Origin of the sequence: Siphonobacter sp. SORGH_AS_0500, assembly GCF_002838835.1 — a bacterium.
Classification (GTDB): domain Bacteria; phylum Bacteroidota; class Bacteroidia; order Cytophagales; family Spirosomataceae; genus Siphonobacter.
In genome coordinates, this window is the sequence record NZ_NHPP01000007.1 from 24,751 (window position 1) to 43,755 (window position 19,005).

Annotated in this window: 11 protein-coding genes; 8 read left to right on the forward strand and 3 right to left on the reverse strand. The window is 45.2% G+C overall.

The window, feature by feature from the left end; translation table 11 throughout:
• The first annotated feature begins 70 nt into the window (after nt 1–70).
• The 4 genes from glyA to BWI96_RS09495 all read left to right on the forward strand — a co-directional run bounded on the left by glyA (nt 71) and on the right by BWI96_RS09495 (nt 6,804).
• Nucleotides 71–1,366: a serine hydroxymethyltransferase gene (glyA, locus tag BWI96_RS09485; protein ID WP_106636417.1), complete on the forward strand. Its 1,296-nt coding sequence runs from the start codon at nt 71–73 to the stop codon at nt 1,364–1,366.
• 205 nt (nt 1,367–1,571) lie between these two features.
• The gene (locus BWI96_RS23255; protein ID WP_369804128.1) at nt 1,572–2,120 is read left to right on the forward strand and encodes a twin-arginine translocase subunit TatC; all 549 of its coding nucleotides are present in this window, start codon (nt 1,572–1,574) and stop codon (nt 2,118–2,120) included.
• Nucleotides 2,051–2,461 carry a twin-arginine translocase subunit TatC gene (locus BWI96_RS23260; protein ID WP_369804129.1) on the forward strand — a complete coding sequence of 137 codons (411 nt, stop codon included), beginning with the start codon at nt 2,051–2,053 and terminating at the stop codon, nt 2,459–2,461. The genes BWI96_RS23255 and BWI96_RS23260 overlap by 70 nt, the downstream gene beginning before the upstream one ends.
• A 395-nt stretch (nt 2,462–2,856) precedes the next feature.
• A complete protein-coding gene (locus BWI96_RS09495; RefSeq protein ID WP_106636418.1) occupies nt 2,857–6,804 on the forward strand; it encodes a S8 family serine peptidase in 3,948 nt (1,315 codons plus the stop codon).
• 336 nt (nt 6,805–7,140) lie between these two features.
• Here the strand turns inward: BWI96_RS09495 and BWI96_RS09500 are convergent, their stop codons facing one another.
• The 3 genes from BWI96_RS09500 to BWI96_RS09510 form a co-directional block, all read right to left on the reverse strand.
• Entirely contained in the window at nt 7,141–7,644 is a 504-nt protein-coding gene (locus BWI96_RS09500) for a hypothetical protein (RefSeq protein WP_106636419.1), read from the reverse strand.
• Nucleotides 7,645–7,737: 93 nt separating this feature from the next.
• On the reverse strand, nt 7,738–8,574 hold the full coding sequence (gene mreC / locus BWI96_RS09505; protein WP_106636420.1) for a rod shape-determining protein MreC: 837 nt from the start codon (nt 8,572–8,574) through the stop codon (nt 7,738–7,740).
• Between the two features lie 80 nt (nt 8,575–8,654).
• Nucleotides 8,655–9,686, reverse strand: a complete 1,032-nt coding sequence (locus BWI96_RS09510) for a rod shape-determining protein (RefSeq protein ID WP_106636421.1) — start codon at nt 9,684–9,686, stop codon at nt 8,655–8,657.
• Nucleotides 9,687–9,980: 294 nt separating this feature from the next.
• Here BWI96_RS09510 and rnr point away from each other — a divergent pair, with 294 nt between their 5' ends.
• The 4 genes from rnr (at nt 9,981) to mnmG (ending at nt 18,974) form a co-directional block, all read left to right on the forward strand.
• A complete protein-coding gene (rnr, locus tag BWI96_RS09515; RefSeq protein WP_106636422.1) occupies nt 9,981–12,293 on the forward strand; it encodes a ribonuclease R in 2,313 nt (770 codons plus the stop codon).
• Nucleotides 12,294–12,874: 581 nt separating this feature from the next.
• A complete protein-coding gene (locus BWI96_RS09520) occupies nt 12,875–16,330 on the forward strand; it encodes a DUF4175 family protein (RefSeq protein ID WP_232793664.1) in 3,456 nt (1,151 codons plus the stop codon).
• 226 nt (nt 16,331–16,556) lie between these two features.
• Nucleotides 16,557–16,973 (forward strand): rRNA maturation RNase YbeY, encoded by a 417-nt coding sequence (gene ybeY, locus BWI96_RS09525; protein ID WP_106636423.1) that lies wholly within the window; start codon nt 16,557–16,559, stop codon nt 16,971–16,973.
• A 138-nt stretch (nt 16,974–17,111) separates the two neighbouring features.
• Nucleotides 17,112–18,974, forward strand: a complete 1,863-nt coding sequence (mnmG, locus tag BWI96_RS09530) for a tRNA uridine-5-carboxymethylaminomethyl(34) synthesis enzyme MnmG (protein ID WP_106636424.1) — start codon at nt 17,112–17,114, stop codon at nt 18,972–18,974.
• Nucleotides 18,975–19,005: the final 31 nt, after the last annotated feature.

Genomic DNA, 19,005 nt, shown 5'->3' on the forward strand with positions numbered 1-19,005 from the left:
AAGCCAATAAACTGACAATCAGATTAATTTAGCGAAAAAATCTACCATTTACATAACCTGCTTTATAGCCATGTCAACGGTTACCGCTTCCCGCATTGAACGCGACACCCAACTTTTCGATCTCATTGAGAAAGAAGCTCATCGCCAGGAATATGGCATTGAATTGATCGCTTCTGAAAACTTCACGTCTAAGCAAGTGATGGAAGCTCAAGGCAGTGTATTAACGAATAAATACGCTGAAGGTCTTCCCGGTAAACGTTATTACGGCGGATGCGAAGTGGTTGACCAAGTGGAACAACTGGCTATTGACCGGGCAAAAGAATTATTCGGAGCTAGCTGGGCAAACGTTCAGCCTCACTCGGGAGCTCAGGCAAACGCAGCCGTTTTTCTGTCATTCCTGAACCCTGGTGATAAAATCCTCGGTTTCAGTCTGGCTCACGGGGGTCACCTTTCACACGGTTCTCCTGTAAACTTCTCGGGTAAATATTTCCAGCCTTTCTTCTACGGTGTAGAACAGGAAACGGGTCTGATCGATTGGGATAAAGTAGAAGAAATCGCTTTACGTGAGCGTCCCCGCCTGCTGATTTGCGGTGCTTCAGCCTATTCTCGTGACTGGGACTACGTTCGTCTGCGTGCCATCGCTGATCAAATCGGAGCTTTATTATTAGCGGATATTTCTCACCCTTCGGCTCTGATTGCCAAAGGGTTGTTGAATAACCCCATGGAACACTGCCACATCGTAACGACAACGACGCACAAAACGCTGCGTGGTCCTCGTGGTGGTTTGATTCTGGTGGGTAAAGATTTCGAAAATCCTTTCGGTATTACCACGCCTAAAGGGGACATCCGTACCATGACCAGCCTGCTGGATTCTGCCGTATTCCCCGGCACGCAAGGTGGCCCGCTGGAACACGTGATTGCGGCTAAAGCCGTAGCATTCGGTGAAGCTCTGACGGAAGAATTCGGCGAATATGCCATTCAGGTAAAGAAAAACGCTCAGGTAATGGCTCAGGCCTTTATCGATAAAGGGTATCAAATCAGCTCCGGCGGAACGGATAACCACCTGATGCTTATTGACCTCCGCCCCAAAGGCTGGACGGGTAAATTAGCTGAAAACACGCTGATCAAAGCTGACATCACGGTGAACAAAAACATGGTTCCTTTTGACGATAAGTCTCCCTTCGTTACTTCCGGTATGCGGGTAGGAACGGCTGCTATGACGACACGTGGTCTGAAAGAGAATGATATGCTACAAATTGTAGAGTGGATTGACGACGTGCTAACGCACAACGAAAATGAAAGCTACATCGCAGAAGTGAAGAAAAAGGTAAATGCCTGGACTGAAAACTTCCCGCTGTACCGCTAATTAAATAATTATAAGGTTGAAGATCGTTTGAAACAGTTTAAAAGCTTTGAAGTTTACTCTTCAAATCAACTGCTTCAAACGATCTTTTTTATTGAAGAGCAAAAAATGGATAGTCAAAGGTTGAAACGTTCGGCTCTGATCTATTAATTTACTCTTTTGAACATCAGTATAGCCGAAATTTTTATTCATATTTAACATTTATACAATGCCTCTGGATCAACATTGGGACGAAAATGAAGAAGAAACGGGCGGTGAAATGACCTTCATTGAACACTTGGAGGAACTTCGCTGGCACATCATCCGGGCACTCGCGGCCATTATCGTCTTTACCGTTCTGGCGTTTGCTTTTCATAACGAAATCTGGAATGGCATTATCCTGGCTCCCAGCCGACCCGATTTCTGGACCTATCGCAAGCTTTGCGATTTAGCCCAGATCGTGAATGCTCCTGATTTATGCGTTCAGAAAATTGACTTCATTCTGATTAACCGGGAAATGACGGGTCAATTCATGATGGCCATTACCTATTCCTTTTTCATTGGTTTATCACTAGCCTTTCCGTATGCCTTCTGGGAATTATGGCGATTCATTAAACCAGGTCTTCGGGATGTGGAAATTAGTGCTTCCCGGGGGTCGGTATTTTGGGTAACGCTCCTGTTTTTCTGCGGGGTAACCTTCGGTTATTTGTGGTCAGTCCCCTGGCCATTAATTTCCTTGCTGATTTTAAGATTGATGAATCCATTCAAAATCAGGTAGATATTTCTTCTTATGTGAGTTTGCTGGTAATGATGGTTCTGGCCTGCGGTCTGACGTTTCAGTTACCGATGATCATTTTCGTGTTATCGCAGGTGGGGATTATGACTCCTAAGTTCATGCGGGACTATCGGAAACACGCCTTCATTGTTATCCTGATTATCGCGGCGGTTATTACTCCTTCACCCGACGTATTTAGTCAGATGCTGGTAACGGCTCCTTTATTATTACTTTATGAAATCAGTATTTTCGTTTCGGCAAGAGTGAATAATAAACGGGAAAAAGCCCGACTTGCCAGCGAAATTGCAGAAGAAAACGAAGCTCGATTTAGAGAAAATAACTAGGAAAAAGCCTCTGAGAAATCAGGGGCTTTTTTGTTAGTTACCGATTTGCCATTATTCCCACAGTCGAAGTTTCACTGTTGATAACAGGCATATATTCCTTAACCGATCTCTCAAAAGAATGGAGAGATCAGGGGGAAACTTTTAGATTATTAACGGTACCTCATGACCTAATAAATTAGAAGAAGATAATAAGGTCCTTCGCTTCGCTCTGGATGAAGGAAAGAAGTTGATAACCTACTGAAACGTATCATCATCTTTTTGACCAGAAGTGACAAATCGCGTCTCTACTTTAAGGTGCCTTGCCAAATAATAATAATCAACACATTACCCGTCGAAACCTGCAACATCACCCCTACTTTTAACGTATCGTATTTTGAATAGTAACCCCGCAAGAAATGAAAAAATATATACTGGTATTACTAGGATCATTGGTCTTCTATCCTGCCCTGGCCCAAAAACCTCTTTCACTTTATTCACAGAAACAAACGCAATTATTGGAAAAGGCGGCTCGCCAGTTGGCCGATCAGGAAAAGACCTCCTATACGAAAGCTCTGGATCTTGTCAATAAACGCGGCTGGTTTGTCGAGCGGCTGTATGCCAATGGTCGTCGTATTAAACTTCAAGGTCTTGATGCTCACGGAGAACCGGTATATATAACTACTTTTTCGAACGTAATTGCCGCCGCAACAACCCGCACGAATACGCTTCAAAAGGGAGGAAGTCTGGGATTAAGTCTTACGGGTGGAAGCTCCGTTATGAATGGCCGTTTAGGCGTATGGGACGGTGGGGCCGTTCGCTCAGATCACGTGGAATTTTCAGGTCGGGTAACGCAGGTAGATAACGTCACGAGTAATAACTCACACGCTACGCACGTGGCCGGAACAATGATTGCCAGTGGAGTTAACCCATTAGCCAAAGGTATGTCTACGGGAGCTTCGCTTCGGGCCTGGGATTTTAACAATGATATTTCAGAAATAACCAGTGCTGCTTCGGGTTTGTTAATCTCCAATCACTCCTACGGACAATTGGCGGGCTGGCAACTGGACGAAGACGGCACGACCTGGCGTTGGTACGGCACCGATGCCGTCAGCGAAACAGAAGATTATAAATTTGGCTATTATAGCTCTAATGCTCAATCGCTGGATCGCATTGCCGTTAACTCACCCAATTACCTGATCTGTTTTGCGGCGGGTAATGACCGCGATGCCAATGGAACCAACAAACCCGCCGACGGAGCTTCGTATAGCATCGGTTCGGGTTCTACAACCAGTACGAAAGTCCGCAAGAGCAATGGAGCTTTTGATAATATTCCAACCTATGCTACGGCAAAAAATATCCTGACCGTTGGAGCAGTGTATGGCTTACCTCAGGGTTATAACTATGCTTCAGATGTGCAGCTAGGCTCATTCAGCAGCACTGGACCTACCGACGATGGGCGTATTAAACCTGATATCGTTGGCGATGGAGTCAATGTTCTCTCTTCTACTTCGTCGGCCCGCGATGCGTATGCTACGCTTTCAGGCACTTCGATGGCATCCCCTAACGTTTCGGGAAGTCTGTTTTTGCTACAGGAGCTTTACAGTCAGCAGAATAACAACCAGTTCATGCGTTCTTCCACGCTGAAAGGATTAGTAATCCATACCGCAGATGAGGCCGGAAACAAGGGGCCAGATTATACCTACGGCTGGGGATTACTGAACATGGAGAAAGCCGCCAAGGCTATTCTTAATCAGGATAAGAGTTACTCCATCGCTGAACGCGAATTAAGCTCAGGGCAAACCTACACGCAACAAGTGATTGCTTCCGGTAAAGGTCCGCTAGTCGTAACCATCGCCTGGATTGATCCCGAAGCAACGCCCTTAACCGCCAATGCGGCGGCTTTAAATAACCGTACACCCCGATTAGTGAATGACCTGGATATTCGGATTTCAGATGGAACAACGACCAGCCTTCCCTACATTCTCGATCCTGAAAATCCTTCCGCTCTGGCCACTCGTGGAGATAATATCCGGGATAATGTTGAGCAGGTTGTCATTGAGAATCCCGTTCCTGGCCGGACTTATACCATTACCGTTTCTCACAAAAACAGCTTATCCGCCCCTCAGGCTTATAGTTTAATCATGAGCGGTATTGGCGGAACGGCCTACTGCTCGGCTCTGGCAACCAATACGAATGTCAGTAAAATCAGTAAAGTCGTTTTCGGTACCATCAATAATGCCTTACCTGAAGGTTGTTCAACAAATCTCGTATTTGCAGACCAAATCGCTGAAGTATCTACAGGTCAGACCATTAATTATGAAATTACCGTAGCAAACTGTAACGGAACCAGCACTAGCAAAATGGTAAAACTCTTTGCCGACTGGAATCTGGACGGTGATTTCGAAGATGCGAATGAAACGCTGGGAACTTCATCCGTTTTGCAAAGTGGAGGCCTATTCAGCGGAACTGTTACTATTCCTTCGGGCGTCACTACCGGGCAGTTCATTCCCTTACGAATCATTACTCAAGAAGGCTCAACAGCTATTACGGCGTGCGGTAACTATACTGCCGGACAAACGCAGCAATACGCATTGAAAATTGTTACGCCTGCCAAAGACGTAGGCATAACCGCATTGCTTTCGCCCGAAGCGAATTTCTGTTCCGGCGGAAGTACTTCTGTGCAGGTAACGGTGAAGAATTTTGGTACAGAAAATCAATCTTCTATCCCCATTACGGCTCAAATTAAAGAGGGAACTACCACAGTAGCCACCTTTTCCGGCCAGACCAGTATTAATGCCTTTCAGCAGAAAAATGTGTGGTTGACGGGATCGTTTACACCCGAAGCTACCAAAACGTATACCATTACTGTTACCACAGCCTTACCGGGAGATCAACAATCCAGCAATGATGGATTAACGCAAACGCGGACGAGTGCAGCCCTGGTTACTCCCGTCGCTACCGCTCAAACCTGCGGAACAGATGCGAAGGTAACCTTGCGAAACTCCGCTTCGGGCACCGCTTTCTGGTACGACTCGCCCAGTGGAGGTAACTTACTCGCCATTGGTAATGCCACTTCTATTGCTCAGAAACCCGCCTCTGGAATGATCTATGCCAGCCTGAACGAATTCAGCGGCACGGTAGGCCCGGCTAATAAATCGGTTTATCCGGGTGGTGGATATAACCAGTTCACACCTGCGATTACTGTACATGCTGATATTCCGGTAGTACTGGAAAGTGCCCGATTATACATTGGCAATAGCGGTACGATTACTTTTTCGGTTGTTAATGCTTCGGGAAATATATTCTCCAGTGTAACGCTGGATGTAACGGCTACTAGAAATCCGGCGGCAACGGGTGCCAGTACGGACGACGCTAGTGATAATGGAGCCATTTACCCACTCGGACTGAACATTCCGGCGGGAGATTATCAAATTCAGATTGCATACGGCAATGGAGCTACGATTTACCGAAACCTGAGCAGTAGCACCAAGCCTTATCCATTCAGTATCAGTAATATCTTTTCGATTACGGGGAATGGAGCTGGTAGTGCCGCTTATACCTACTATTATTACTTCTACGATCTGAAAGTAAAAGCCAGCGGTTGTTCCAGTAATCGGGTTGCAGTGCCCGTAACAGTAGGAACGGTTACCTCGCCTGCCCGCATTACCGCCGGAGATAGTGCCCTGGTGTGCCAGAACGGAACCCTCACCTTACAGGCTAACACTGGAACTGGATTCATCTATCAATGGTACAAAGAAAACCAGACGATTTCTGGGGCCACTTCGTCGACGTATACGCTCAACCAGGCTGGAAGTTATACGGTAAAAGTTTCGGAACCTTCGGGTTGTGAGACGACCTCTTCCACTACAGTGGTACGCAGTCAGGCTGTAACGATTCCGACCATTAACCGTCAGGACTTACAGCTAACTTCTTCCGCAGCAACGGCGTATCAATGGTATCGGGATAGTACGCTGATTTCGGGAGCCTCATCTCAAACCTATCTGGTTGGGCAATCGGGTTCTTACCAGGTGGAAACTACGCAATCGGCTGGTTGTAAAGCCCGTTCGCAGGCCGTTACCGTGGTTATTACATCGGTGGAACCCGTTCAGAAGGCAACTATTTTCAAGGTATCACCGAACCCGGCTCAGGAACGTATTCGCATTGAATATGATAACCCTACCGCTTCCAATGTCTCGGCAACTATTTTGAGTAGTGATGGGAAAACGCTTCTAACGCAGCAGATGTCTCCGTTAGGAACGGGTTATTATCTTGACGTAGACGTTTCCCGCTGGAGTAACGGATTATATCTTGTGCAGATTATCGACGAACATGAACGGGTAAGTCAACGGTTTATCAAGAATTAAGTCCGTAGAGACCTCAATTAATCTGTTTAGCCTAATCAAATTCAGTTGCAGTAAACAGATTAATTGAAATGGAAAACATGAGACGCGGTCAATCGACGTGTCTACGGGAATAAAAAGAAAATGCGACTCGCTGAAACGAGTCGCATTTTTTATGGTGGTCTATTCCTTCGCCTGTCATCTCGAACGTAGAGAGAGACCTTCTGTAGGCATGGGACTATTTTTGGAAAAGGCTCATTAATTTCAATCAGAAACTATTACTTGTAACTCTAAGTAAGGTTCTTCGCTACGCTCTGAATGACAGGAAAGAATTATTAGTAGTTAACCACAGTACAACCTCTAGTTTCCTCTAAAGAACTGAAGAATAACGATAACCAATGTCGAATAAAAGGTACTGGCTATAATCTTAATCAACGTCGGAGCAATCAAAGCCAGGCTTAAAGATTCGAGACTGAAAAGTAACGCATGATGCAGTAATGCGGCAATGAATGTATAGCGAATCACCCACCAGAGATTCATCACTTCCAGTGTAGGTTCGTTACGTTCTTCGTATCCTCGGGCAGGTGTTAATAATCTCAGAATACCGGGACGTGCAAAAGCCAGAAAAACCGTACAGGCCGCGTGTAATCCTAACGTATTATAAAAGAAATCGACAAAGAAGCCGGAGACGAAAGCCAGCAACAACACCCAGGTTTTGGGAGTATCAAAAGGCAAAGAAAGAACGCTGGCAATGTATATAAAGCAAAAGGCATGATCGAAAAGGATCATGCTTCGAAAGAAAAAGACCTGAAGCAATAAGTAAAGAACTACCCAAAAGGCAATACCTAAAATATTTCGATTCATGGGGTTAAATGCGGTTTGGGTTTAGGGTTTTTATGTTTGGAGTTTGGAGTTCGTTATTAACTCTAAACCCTAAACTCAAACCACTAAACTCTTTTACTTGACGGTACTTTCGAGTTGTTCTTGCTCTTTCTGAAGGCGATTATTAATGATATACACGTAGGACAGGTTACGTAAATCCGTCGCGAGTTTTACATCAATATCCCAGAACGTCTGGTCTGAACTAACGCCTAATTTTTTAACGGTGCCCACCATAATTCCCGCCGGGAAAACGGAGTTAAAATGCGAAGTAACAATAGTATCCCCCATTTTTACCGACTTATAACGCGACACATCGAAGAGCTTCACGATCTCGGTATTTTGTCCTTCCCAACGGCTGGAACCAATTTCTCCGCTACGTCGTACCTCCGAAGAAACCCGCATGGGCGGATCAATGTGCAGAATAGAAGTTACCAGAGAAAAATGCTCGGAGCAGCCTTTAACGATACCCACCACACCCGTGGGAGAAATAACACCCATTCCCGGCTGAACGCCATCCGCTGTGCCCTTGTCGAGGGTGAGGTAGTTGTTCTGAGCCACAACGATGGAGTTTTTCACCACTTTGGCTACCACCGGCTGAAACCGCGTAGCAACCGCTGAATCCGCTTTGTAGTTAATAACGCTAGGTACCTGTTTATTCTGGAGCTTGGTTAACTCCGCATTCAAACGGGCGTTTTCAGCCGCCAAGCCCGCATTTACCTGCCCCAGATTCAAATATTGCGTGACGGAAGCCTGTAACTGAAGGCTTTTGGCCACGTAATAATTGGACGTGTGGAAATAAATCGAGCTTGGGTAGTTGTTAAACTTGAAGTAAAACCACAAGCTTAAAACTTCGAGCAGGATGAATAAAATAAAGGCCCGCTGCCGGGCTATAAAAGCAAAAAGCGAATTCATGCAACGGGAAGCAAAAATGAGAACGTAAGTAACCGAGTCAGTTGATGACTGGGTTACTTACGTTTTACGCTGTCCTGAAATTAACTAATAAGAACGGCCTTAAATTTATCCAGATCTTTCAATACTTCGCCCGTTCCACGAACGACAGCCCGCAGGGGATCATCGGCGATGTGAATCGGAAGTTTTGTTTTTGCACCCAGACGTTTGTCCAATCCATGTAATAAGGCACCGCCACCCGTCAGGTGAATACCATTGTGGTAAATATCCGCCGAAAGCTCTGGAGGTGACGTTTCAAGAGCCTTCATGGTAGCTTCCTCAATTTTCGAGATCGATTTATCAAGGGCATATGCAATCTCCGAATACGTTACTTTAATTTCTTTCGGAATACCCGTCATCAAATCCCGACCACGGATTTCGAAATCCGCGGGTGGGTTTTCCAGTTCGGGTAAGGCTGCTCCTACTTCGATTTTAATCATCTCAGCCGAACGCTCGCCAATCAGGAGGTTATGTTCCCGACGCATGTAATCCACAATATCACGGGTAAAGACATCCCCGGCAATGCGAACGGATGCTTCACAAACGATACCCGAAAGTGCGATCACGGCAATCTCCGTTGTTCCCCCTCCGATATCCACAATCATGGAACCGTTGGGTTGCTGAATATCGATACCGATACCCAAGGCTGCGGCGATGGGTTCGTGTACCATGTACACCTCTTTTGCACCGGCATGCTCGCACGAATCTTTTACAGCTCGTTTCTCCACTTCGGTAATACCGGAAGGAATACAAACTACCATGCGGTGAGAAGCGGTGAAGAAACGCATGCCTTTGCGTTCGTCAATCATTTTAATCATCCCCCGAATCATCAACTCGGCTGCCGTAAAGTCGGCAATAACGCCATCCTTAAGGGGACGTATCGTTTTGATGTTTTCGTTGGTTTTTTCGTGCATTTGCATGGCTCGATGACCAATGGCCAGTACTTTGCCAGTGGTTTTATCGAGGGCGATAATAGAGGGTTCGTCCACTACTATTCTGCCTTTATGAATAATGAGCGTGTTGGCCGTGCCCAAATCGATCGCTATGTCGCTGGTTAGGAAATCGAATAATGCCATTGGAAGCCTCTGAGCGTCAGTTTTTTTAGTTCAATTCTTAGGAATGTGCAAAATTAGGCAATCTTCGAAGAAATATCTTCGAAACGTTTTTTAAATAATACAACTTTAACTTTAGTTGTTATTTGCCGGTAGTATAGGTATTTCCAATCTGTATGTAATAAATTCCAACGCAGAACCAATTCACTCAACCATCTGTTAATCAGTACGTAACGATATAATTTACATGAAAAAAATTCAAAAGAAAATCATACAGTCACGAAAGAAGAACGTTTCCTCAATCAACTTAAAGCCGAAATTCACTCTTTTTTTGATATTAATTACAAAGAAGCCTTCACTATTTCGGAGTTATGCGATCAGATGGATGTACGGGGAAAGTCCCTGCGGGAGATTTATCGCCTCATGATCGAAGAGCTCAATGAAGAAGGAAAATTACTTTTCGCTCAAGGTAAGTATCAGGTAGATACGGGCTTACGTTACCGCACGGGCCGGGTGGAACACACCAACAAAAATTTTGCGTTTGTTGTGCTGGACGACGCCAAACCCGACGAGCCTGACGTATATGTTCCAACGGATAACCTGAATTCTGCCATGGATGGCGATCAGGTACGGATTTCGATCTGGAAAGGCAGTAAGCGTTCTGGCTATCGTCCCGAAGGCGAGGTGCAGGAGGTTCTTCACCGAACCCGGCAGGAAGTTGTAGGAACTTTCGAACAGATGAGTCCAAAATATGGATTCGTTTATCCCGACAATCGCCGGATTTATACGAATTTTTTCATTCGAAGTGAAGATTTTAATGGCGTAGAAGACGGTCAGAAAGTAATCGCCGAGATTACTAAATTCCCCGTAGAAGGGCAGCGGGCCGAAGGTAGGGTTAAAACTGTACTAGGAAATGCGGGTGATAATAACACCGAAATGCACGCAATTCTGGCCGAATTTGGTTTACCCAATGAATTTCCAGAACACATCACGGCGGCGGCAGAAGCCATTCCGGAGAAGATCACCCCGAAAGAAGTTAAAAAGCGTCGGGATTTCCGCCCCATTACTACGTTCACGATTGACCCCGCCGATGCCAAAGATTTCGATGATGCTCTTTCCATTGAGTATCTTGAAAATGGTAATATCCGCGTAGGCGTTCACATTGCCGACGTTACCCATTACATCCAGCCGGGAACGGAGTTGGAAAAAGAAGCCTACGCCCGAGCTACATCGGTTTACCTGGTTGACCGGACCGTGCCGATGTTACCCGAAAAGCTTTCCAATAACCTTTGTTCGCTTCGGCCTAATGAAGATAAGCTGACCTTTTCAGCCGTCTTTGAACTCGATGATAAGGCCCGAATTATCAATGAATGGTTTGGCCGAACCATCATTCACTCGGATAAACGCTTTAGTTACGAGGAAGCTCAGGAGTTACTGGAAGCTGAATTAACAGAAAGTGAAACGCCTGCCACGCCAGAAGCTACGGACAAGCCCAAAGGCCGAAAGAGAAAGGTAGAGGCCACCGTTAATTTCCAGAAAGATTTGCACGTGTTGAATGATCTGGCCAAAACACTACGGGCTGAGCGTTTCCGTAAAGGAGCGGTCAATTTTGAAACGGTTGAAGTTAAATTCCGTCTGGATGAAAATGGGAAGCCTCTCGATGTATATCAGAAAGTTCGGAAAGACGCTCACAAGCTAATCGAAGAATTCATGTTGCTGGCCAATAAGCGAGTAGCGGAATTTGTTTTTAATCTCAAGAAAGACGAGCCTCGTAATACGATGGTATACCGAATTCACGAAGCTCCCGATAAAGATCGCTTGAAGACCTTTGCGGATTTTGCTCTTCGTTTCGGCTATCAGGTCAATGTAGAGGGGAACATTGCCAGCTCGCTCAACCGCATGATGACGGCAGTGGAAGGTAAGCCCGAGCAAAACCTAATTGAGAATCTGGCCGTACGAACGATGGCCAAAGCCCGCTATTCGACGGAAGAGATTGGTCACTTTGGTTTGGCTTTCGCTCACTATTCGCACTTCACCTCTCCCATTCGTCGCTACCCGGATATGATGGCTCACCGTTTGCTTCAACATTACCTGGACGGCGGCAATTCAGAAAACCGGAACGAATACGAAGGTCGCTGTAAGCACAGCTCCGAACGCGAGAAAATGGCCGCCGAAGCCGAAAGGGCCAGTATTAAATACAAACAGGTCGAGTTCATGCAGTCGCATCAGGGCGAAGTCTTCGACGGTATGGTTTCAGGTGTTACCGAGTTTGGTTTATTCGTGGAAATCAAAGAAACCGCCAGTGAAGGTATGATTCGCCTGAGTGATTTGAAAGATGATTATTATGATCTGGATGCTGCTAATTTCCGATTAGTAGGTCAGAATTCAGGACGTATTATCAACTTTGGAGATAACGTTCGGGTGAAGGTAAAAGAAGCCAACTTAAGTCGCCGGATCATTGATCTGGAATTATTAGGCATCTTGACTACGGGCGAGTCTCCCCGACTCAAACCCATTCCATCCTCAGGTAACAGGGGTGGGAACCGAGGCGGTGGGAACCGAAATCGTAAGCCTTCCAGCTCTTCGCCAAGAGATAAAAATCGGAATAGTTCTTCTCGAAAAAAACGCTAATTACTAAATAATGATTATTAAGAACCGGGTCGATAAGATCTGGTTCTTTTTGTTTAGAAGATGAGCGATGCACCCAAAATGATATTCTACTAAACAGAGAGTCCATTACCTCTTCTTTTGAACGAAGGAATAGATATTGGCTTTTAAGATTGATAATGATACCTCATGACCCCATAAGTTAAAAGAAGGCAATAAGGTCCTTCGCTTCGCTCTGGATGACAGGCCTTGAGGATATGATGTACCCAACAGGTGTGCGATAATTATAAATACCAACCAGTGTCCCCGAATTTCATCCGGATCCATCCAGACCGGGGAAGTAACATTCAAAGAAATCTTCCCAAGGCCAAGTAAGCTCTACACCCGCTCGAACGAAGGGAAAAGCCTACTTACTTTTATTTGAATTTCATTGACAGATTGTCTCTAAGGTATTTGTATGATTATCAAATAATTAATAAACGCAAACCGAAGCTTTTACCGGTTATTAATAAATTTTTTGTAACTTAAATCGTTTAAAATACACGACTGCTCTATACTTCGGTATACGCTTCATACTGCATTTACTCTAAAGGCCTCTGTACTCTATGCAACACTCTCCAATCTCTACTCTATTAGGGCAACTGGACGAATACAAGCGAAAGTTTTATACCAACTTGCTGTTAAAGGGTATTCTCTTTTCGGCAGCCGTGGTGCTTTCGGCTTATTTGCTTTTGAATACCCTTGAATATTTCGGCCATTTCGGCACGATCTTCCGCACGGTTCTTTTCTTTGGTTTTGTTGCCGTCTTTCTGTTTTCCATCATCTTCTGGGTAATCAAACCATTGGTGTATTTATACGGAAAACAGAAGCCCCTTTCCAATGAACAAGCCGCTCAGCAGATTGGACGTTTTTTCCCGGAAGTGGGTGATCGATTACTAAACACGCTTCAACTCGTTGGACTAAATCATAACCAGAACGAGTTAATCCTGGCTTCTATTGAGCAGAAGTCACAGCAACTGACGCTGGTCAAATTTGCGGATGCGGTTAAGCTCAATGAGAATAAAAAATACATCAAGTTCGTAGCCATACCGGCTTTGGTCATAGCAGCCATTCTCCTGATCTGGCCGCAGTTTTTTACCAAATCCACGACGCGGATTGTCTATTTCACCAATGAATTTGCGGAAGAGGCTCCCTTTACTTTCCTGCTTGAAAACAAAGAATTACAAGCTTTTAGAAACGAGGACTATACCGTCCAATTAAGGCTTCAGGGCGAAGCCATTCCCGAAGCCGTGTATCTGACTTTCGAAGGACGACGCTTCAAGATGGAATCGACCGATCAGCGGCATTACCAATACACCTTCCGCAAAGTGCAACAGGATATTGATTTTAAGTTTGAGGCAGCGGGTTATACCTCTCATGCGTACGAAATTGATCTCATTGCCCGACCTAATCTGACAGGCTTTGCGGTGAACCTCCATTACCCGGCTTATCTTAGTAAACCTACTGAATCCGTAGAAAACACGGGCAACCTTTCCGTTCCTGAAGGAACCCGCATTGAATGGGAATTTGACGCGTCTGAAACAGATGCCGTTAACCTGGCTTTTGAAGGAGAAACTGGACAACAGACTGCGAAAAAGGCCATGATTGGAGGATTTTCTTTTGCTAAACAAGCTCGTAAATCCGGCGAGTATCAGGTTTTTCTGAAAAATAAATACGCTAACAATCGCGAGCCGGTTAGCTTCTTTCTGAACGTAATTCCCGATAAGTATCCTACCATTTCACTCGAACAATACCGCGATTCTACTTTATATAACTATCTGGTGTTAGGTGGAAACATTGGGGATGACTATGGGGTATCGAATCTCAAACTTTTTTATCGCATCCAGCGGGAAGGCAAGCCTGAGCCTAAAGCATATGCTTCTCTGGGTATTCCCTTCTCTAAAGGCCAAACCATTCAGAGTTTTTATTACCAATGGTCTACTGATAGTCTTAAACTGGCCCCGGGCGATAAGATTGAATACTTCGTTCAGGTATGGGATAATGATGGCGTCAATGGAGCAAAAGCAGCCAAGACGGGCGTAATGAACTATTCCATCCCTTCTAAAAAAGCGATTGACAAAGAAATTGAACAGGCTATTGATAAAACCGAGCATCAGATGGACCGCTCTTTGAGTAAAGCCCAGCAACTCAAAAAGGAACTCGAAGCTCTGGAAACTCGCCTGAAGAACAAACGTGATCTGGATTATCAGGATAAAAAACAGGTAGAAGAACTGCTGAAAAAGCGGCAGGAACTACAGGATGAAATCCGGCAGTTACAGGAATTGAACCAAAGCTTAACCGAAAAGCAGCAACGTTTCAGTGAACAGAAACCCGAGTTAGCCAAGAAGTTTGAGCAGCTCCAGAAGCTCATGAATGAGTTAATGAAAAACGACTCGGATAAACTCTATGAGCAGCTTAAGGAAATGCTGGAAAAAAATCAGGACGAACGCATGCTGGACTTGCTGGATCGCCTGAAGTCAAAGGAGCGTAATGCCGAGAAAGATCTGGATCGGGCGATGCAGTTATTCAAGCGTCTGCAACGCGAACAAAAGCTGGATAAGTCTATCGAAGAGTTAAAAAAACTGGCTAAAAATCAGGAACAATTAGCTCAGAAAACGGATCCGGGTAAAGATCAGAAATTAGATAAAAATCAGCCGAACGATTCAACTAATAAGGACTCTAAGGATCCTAAAAATGGGAAGAACGAAACGGATTCCTTGAAAAATCAGAACACCGACCAGAAAGATCAGGATTCTAAAGAGAGTCAAAAGGCCGATGAAAATGCCTCTCCTCTTCAGCAGGAACAGCAGAAACTACAGGATGAGATGAAGAATGTCAAGGAAGAGCTGAAGCAGGTGGAAGAACTAAATAAAGAGCTCAAAGACATGGAAAACATGGATATGGGCAAGCAAGAGCAGGAAGACATCTCCAAACAGCAGGAACAGAGCATGCAGGATATGAAGCAGGGCAATCAGAAATCAGCCGCTAAAAAGCAGAAGCAGGCCGCCCAGCAAATGCAGAAACTGGCTCAGAAACTGTCGGAGATGAAACAGGAAGCGGAGATGGAAGAGAATCAGGAAAATATGGATCACCTACGGGATATTCTGGAAAATCTGGTTCACCTGAGTTTTGACCAGGAACGCTTAATGAAGGAGTTCCGGGGCATTCAACTGGCTGATCCTCGCTTCGTAAAACTGGCTCAGGAGCAAATCAAAATGCAGGATGATGCCAAGATCATTGAAGACAGTTTATACTCCCTGGCGAAACGCGTCATGCAAATTGAAGCATTTGTTACCCGCGAAGTAGGCAGTATGAAGAAAAACATGGACGATGCTGCCAAGTCGATCCGTGAGCGGAAACTGTCACAAGCCACCGCTCGCCAGCAATTTGCCATGACGAACATGAATAACCTGGCCCTGATGCTCTCGGACGTGCTCAAGCAAATGCAGGATAATGCCATGAATATGATGGCTTCCGGCAAAGGAAAAGGCAAAAAACAAAAAGGCAACGCCCCCGGCATGAGTAAACAGCAGGAGAAAATGAATCAACAAATGCAGCAGATGCAGCAGGGTGGTAATAAACAGGGTCGACAATTCTCCGAGCAAATGGCACAGATGGCCGCTCAGCAGGCGGCTATTCGCAAACAATTGCAGGAAGCTATGGAACGGCTGAAAGGAACAGAAGCAGGTAAGAAATTGCAAAACGAAGCGAATGATCTTATGAAAAAGATGGATCAGACGGAAGAAGATTTGGTTAATAAGCGGCTTACTCCAAATACCATTAACCGTAATAAGGATATTCTGACCCGCTTACTGGAGTCTGAAAAGGCGATTCAGCAACAGGAAGAGGACGAAAAAAGGAAATCAGAAACGGCAAAACCCCTTCCTCCCAAAGTCCCCCCTGCCTTTGAACAGTACGTAAAGGAGAAGCAAAAGCAGACCGAGTTATTACGAACGGTTCCGCCCTCTCTGGCTCCGTTCTATAAAAAGGAAGTGGATCAGTACTTTAAAAAACTTCGTTAATCCTACTGAAAGCTGAATCGAAAGGTTCAGCTTTTTTCTTGCTTCAGGTTTATGATTGCTGTGATTGTTAGATTGCAGCACCAGCTTGTACGTTATTAATAGTCAGGTCGTTAGTTATGCACGATCTTATCCACCGGGTTTTCCACAGAGTTATCCACCGTTTCATTTTCAGGCTTCTATCCTACTTGAATTCGCCTTATCTTTGTGATTCTCAATTTGTTTCTGAATGATTCGCTATTTCATAGAGGACGTAGAATTTAAAGTCCCATTTCCACAAAAAACTCGTCGCTGGCTTAACACGGTTGCCTTGGCTGAAGGATTTAAAATCCATGAGTTAAATTATATTTTCTGCTCTGACGAGTATCTACACAAGATCAATATTGAGTATCTGGATCATGATACGTATACAGATATCATTACGTTTGATAACTCAGAAGAAGAGAGTCTATTAAGCGGAGATATTTTTGTAAGCGTGGAACGAGTTGAAGACAATGCCCGTTCACTCAATACTCTTTTTTACGACGAGCTTTGTCGGGTACTCGTGCATGGCGTCTTACACCTTTCGGGGTATCTGGATAAGACGGATGAAGAGGAAGCTGAAATGCGTCGTTTAGAGTCTCACTATCTGGCTTTAAGACCTTAATATTTTCACGTGAAACATTACTTTTTGATAAAAAAATAAGTTTCCACGTGAAACATTCAAAAATTACAAAAATTCACACAGCCCTAACGTTTACTCATACAAAGCACTAAGTACTGAAAATGAGTAACATACAAAAAGATGTTTAACGAGTACGATGTCATAGTAGTGGGAGCCGGCCATGCCGGATGTGAAGCGGCTCATGCGGCGGCTCAAATGGGATCGAAGGTATTGCTCATTACGATGAACATGAATACCATTGCCCAGATGTCCTGCAACCCAGCCATGGGTGGAGTAGCCAAAGGTCAGATTGTGCGGGAGGTAGATGCCCTCGGGGGTATGTCAGGTATTATCTCTGATAAAACCATGATTCAGTTCCGCATGCTCAACCGTTCGAAAGGTCCAGCCATGTGGTCTCCCCGATGCCAATCCGACCGGATGCGTTTTGCGGAAGAATGGCGTCTGGCTTTGGAACAAAATAAAAACGTCGATTTCTGGCAGGAAATGGTTTCAGGACTTCTGGTGGAAGAGGGTAAAGTAACCGGCGTTCGCACCCAGCTCGGTATTGAAATCAAATCCAAATCTGTCGTACTAACCAACGGAACATTCCTGAATGGATTAATTCATATTGGTGAAAAACAGTTTGGAGGAGGACGTACCGCTGAACGAGCAGCGACTGGCATTACGGAACAACTCGTTCAATTAGGTTTTGAAGCCGGACGAATGAAAACCGGAACGCCGCCACGCGTGGATGCTCGCAGTCTGGATTATTCTAAAATGGAAGAACAACTGGGAGATGAGCTACCCGGTAAATTTTCTTACCTGGATACGCCCGTATTGCAAGAACAACGCAGTTGCTGGATTACGTATACCAATCACGAAGTCCACGAAATTCTGCGGACTGGGTTTGAGAAATCGCCCATGTTTGCGGGTCGGATTAAAGGATTAGGTCCTCGCTACTGCCCTTCCGTCGAAGATAAAATCAACCGTTTTGCGGATAAAGATCGTCACCAGATTTTCGTAGAACCTGAAGGATGGAATACCGTTGAAGTGTACGTCAATGGGTTTTCAACGTCACTGCCTGAAGATGTACAGTATGCTGCTTTGAAAAAAATTCCCGGCTTTGAACAGGTACGTATGTTCCGCCCGGGGTATGCTATTGAGTATGACTTCTTCCCTCCAACCCAGTTAAAGTCTACGCTGGAGACCCAACTGATTCAGGGGTTATTCTTTGCCGGACAGATTAATGGAACGACAGGTTATGAAGAAGCCGCTTGCCAGGGACTCATGGCAGGTATCAATGCACACAATCAAGTTCACGGAAAAGAGCCTTTTGTATTGCATCGCTCAGAGGCTTACATCGGGGTTTTAATCGATGACCTGATTAATAAAGGTACGGAAGAACCCTACCGGATGTTTACTTCCCGGGCCGAATACAGAACCCTGCTTCGTCAGGATAATGCGGATCTTCGCTTAACTGAAAAAGGCTATCAACTGGGGCTGGCTTCGGAAGAACGCTACCAAAAGGTGCAGGAAAAGCGGATGATGACCGCCCGATTGATCGATGACCTCAAAAAAATGAAGGTTACTCCCGAAGAGGCAAATGTGGGTCTGGAGCGTCAGAACTCAGCTTTATTGCGGGAAAAAACCAATTTATACCAACTTTTAAAGCGTCCAGAATTGGATATTCACGGACTTCTTGACCTGAGCACTGCTACAGCGGAACTACGGAGCCTATATTCAGACGAAATTCTGGAGCAGGCGGAGATCAATGTGAAGTATGAGGACTACATGGAACGGGAGCGAAGTCAGGTGGAAAAACTGAGTCGCCTTGAAAATCTGGTCATTCATCCTAACTTCGACTATAGCAAACTGACGGCCTTATCTATTGAAAGTCGGCAGAAGTTAACCCGTATTCGTCCCGAAACGCTGGGCCAGGCTTCCCGCATCAGTGGGGTATCTCCCTCGGATATTTCAATCCTGATGGTGCATCTGGGCCGATAACCATCCAGACTTTCTTATGAAAACCCCTTCC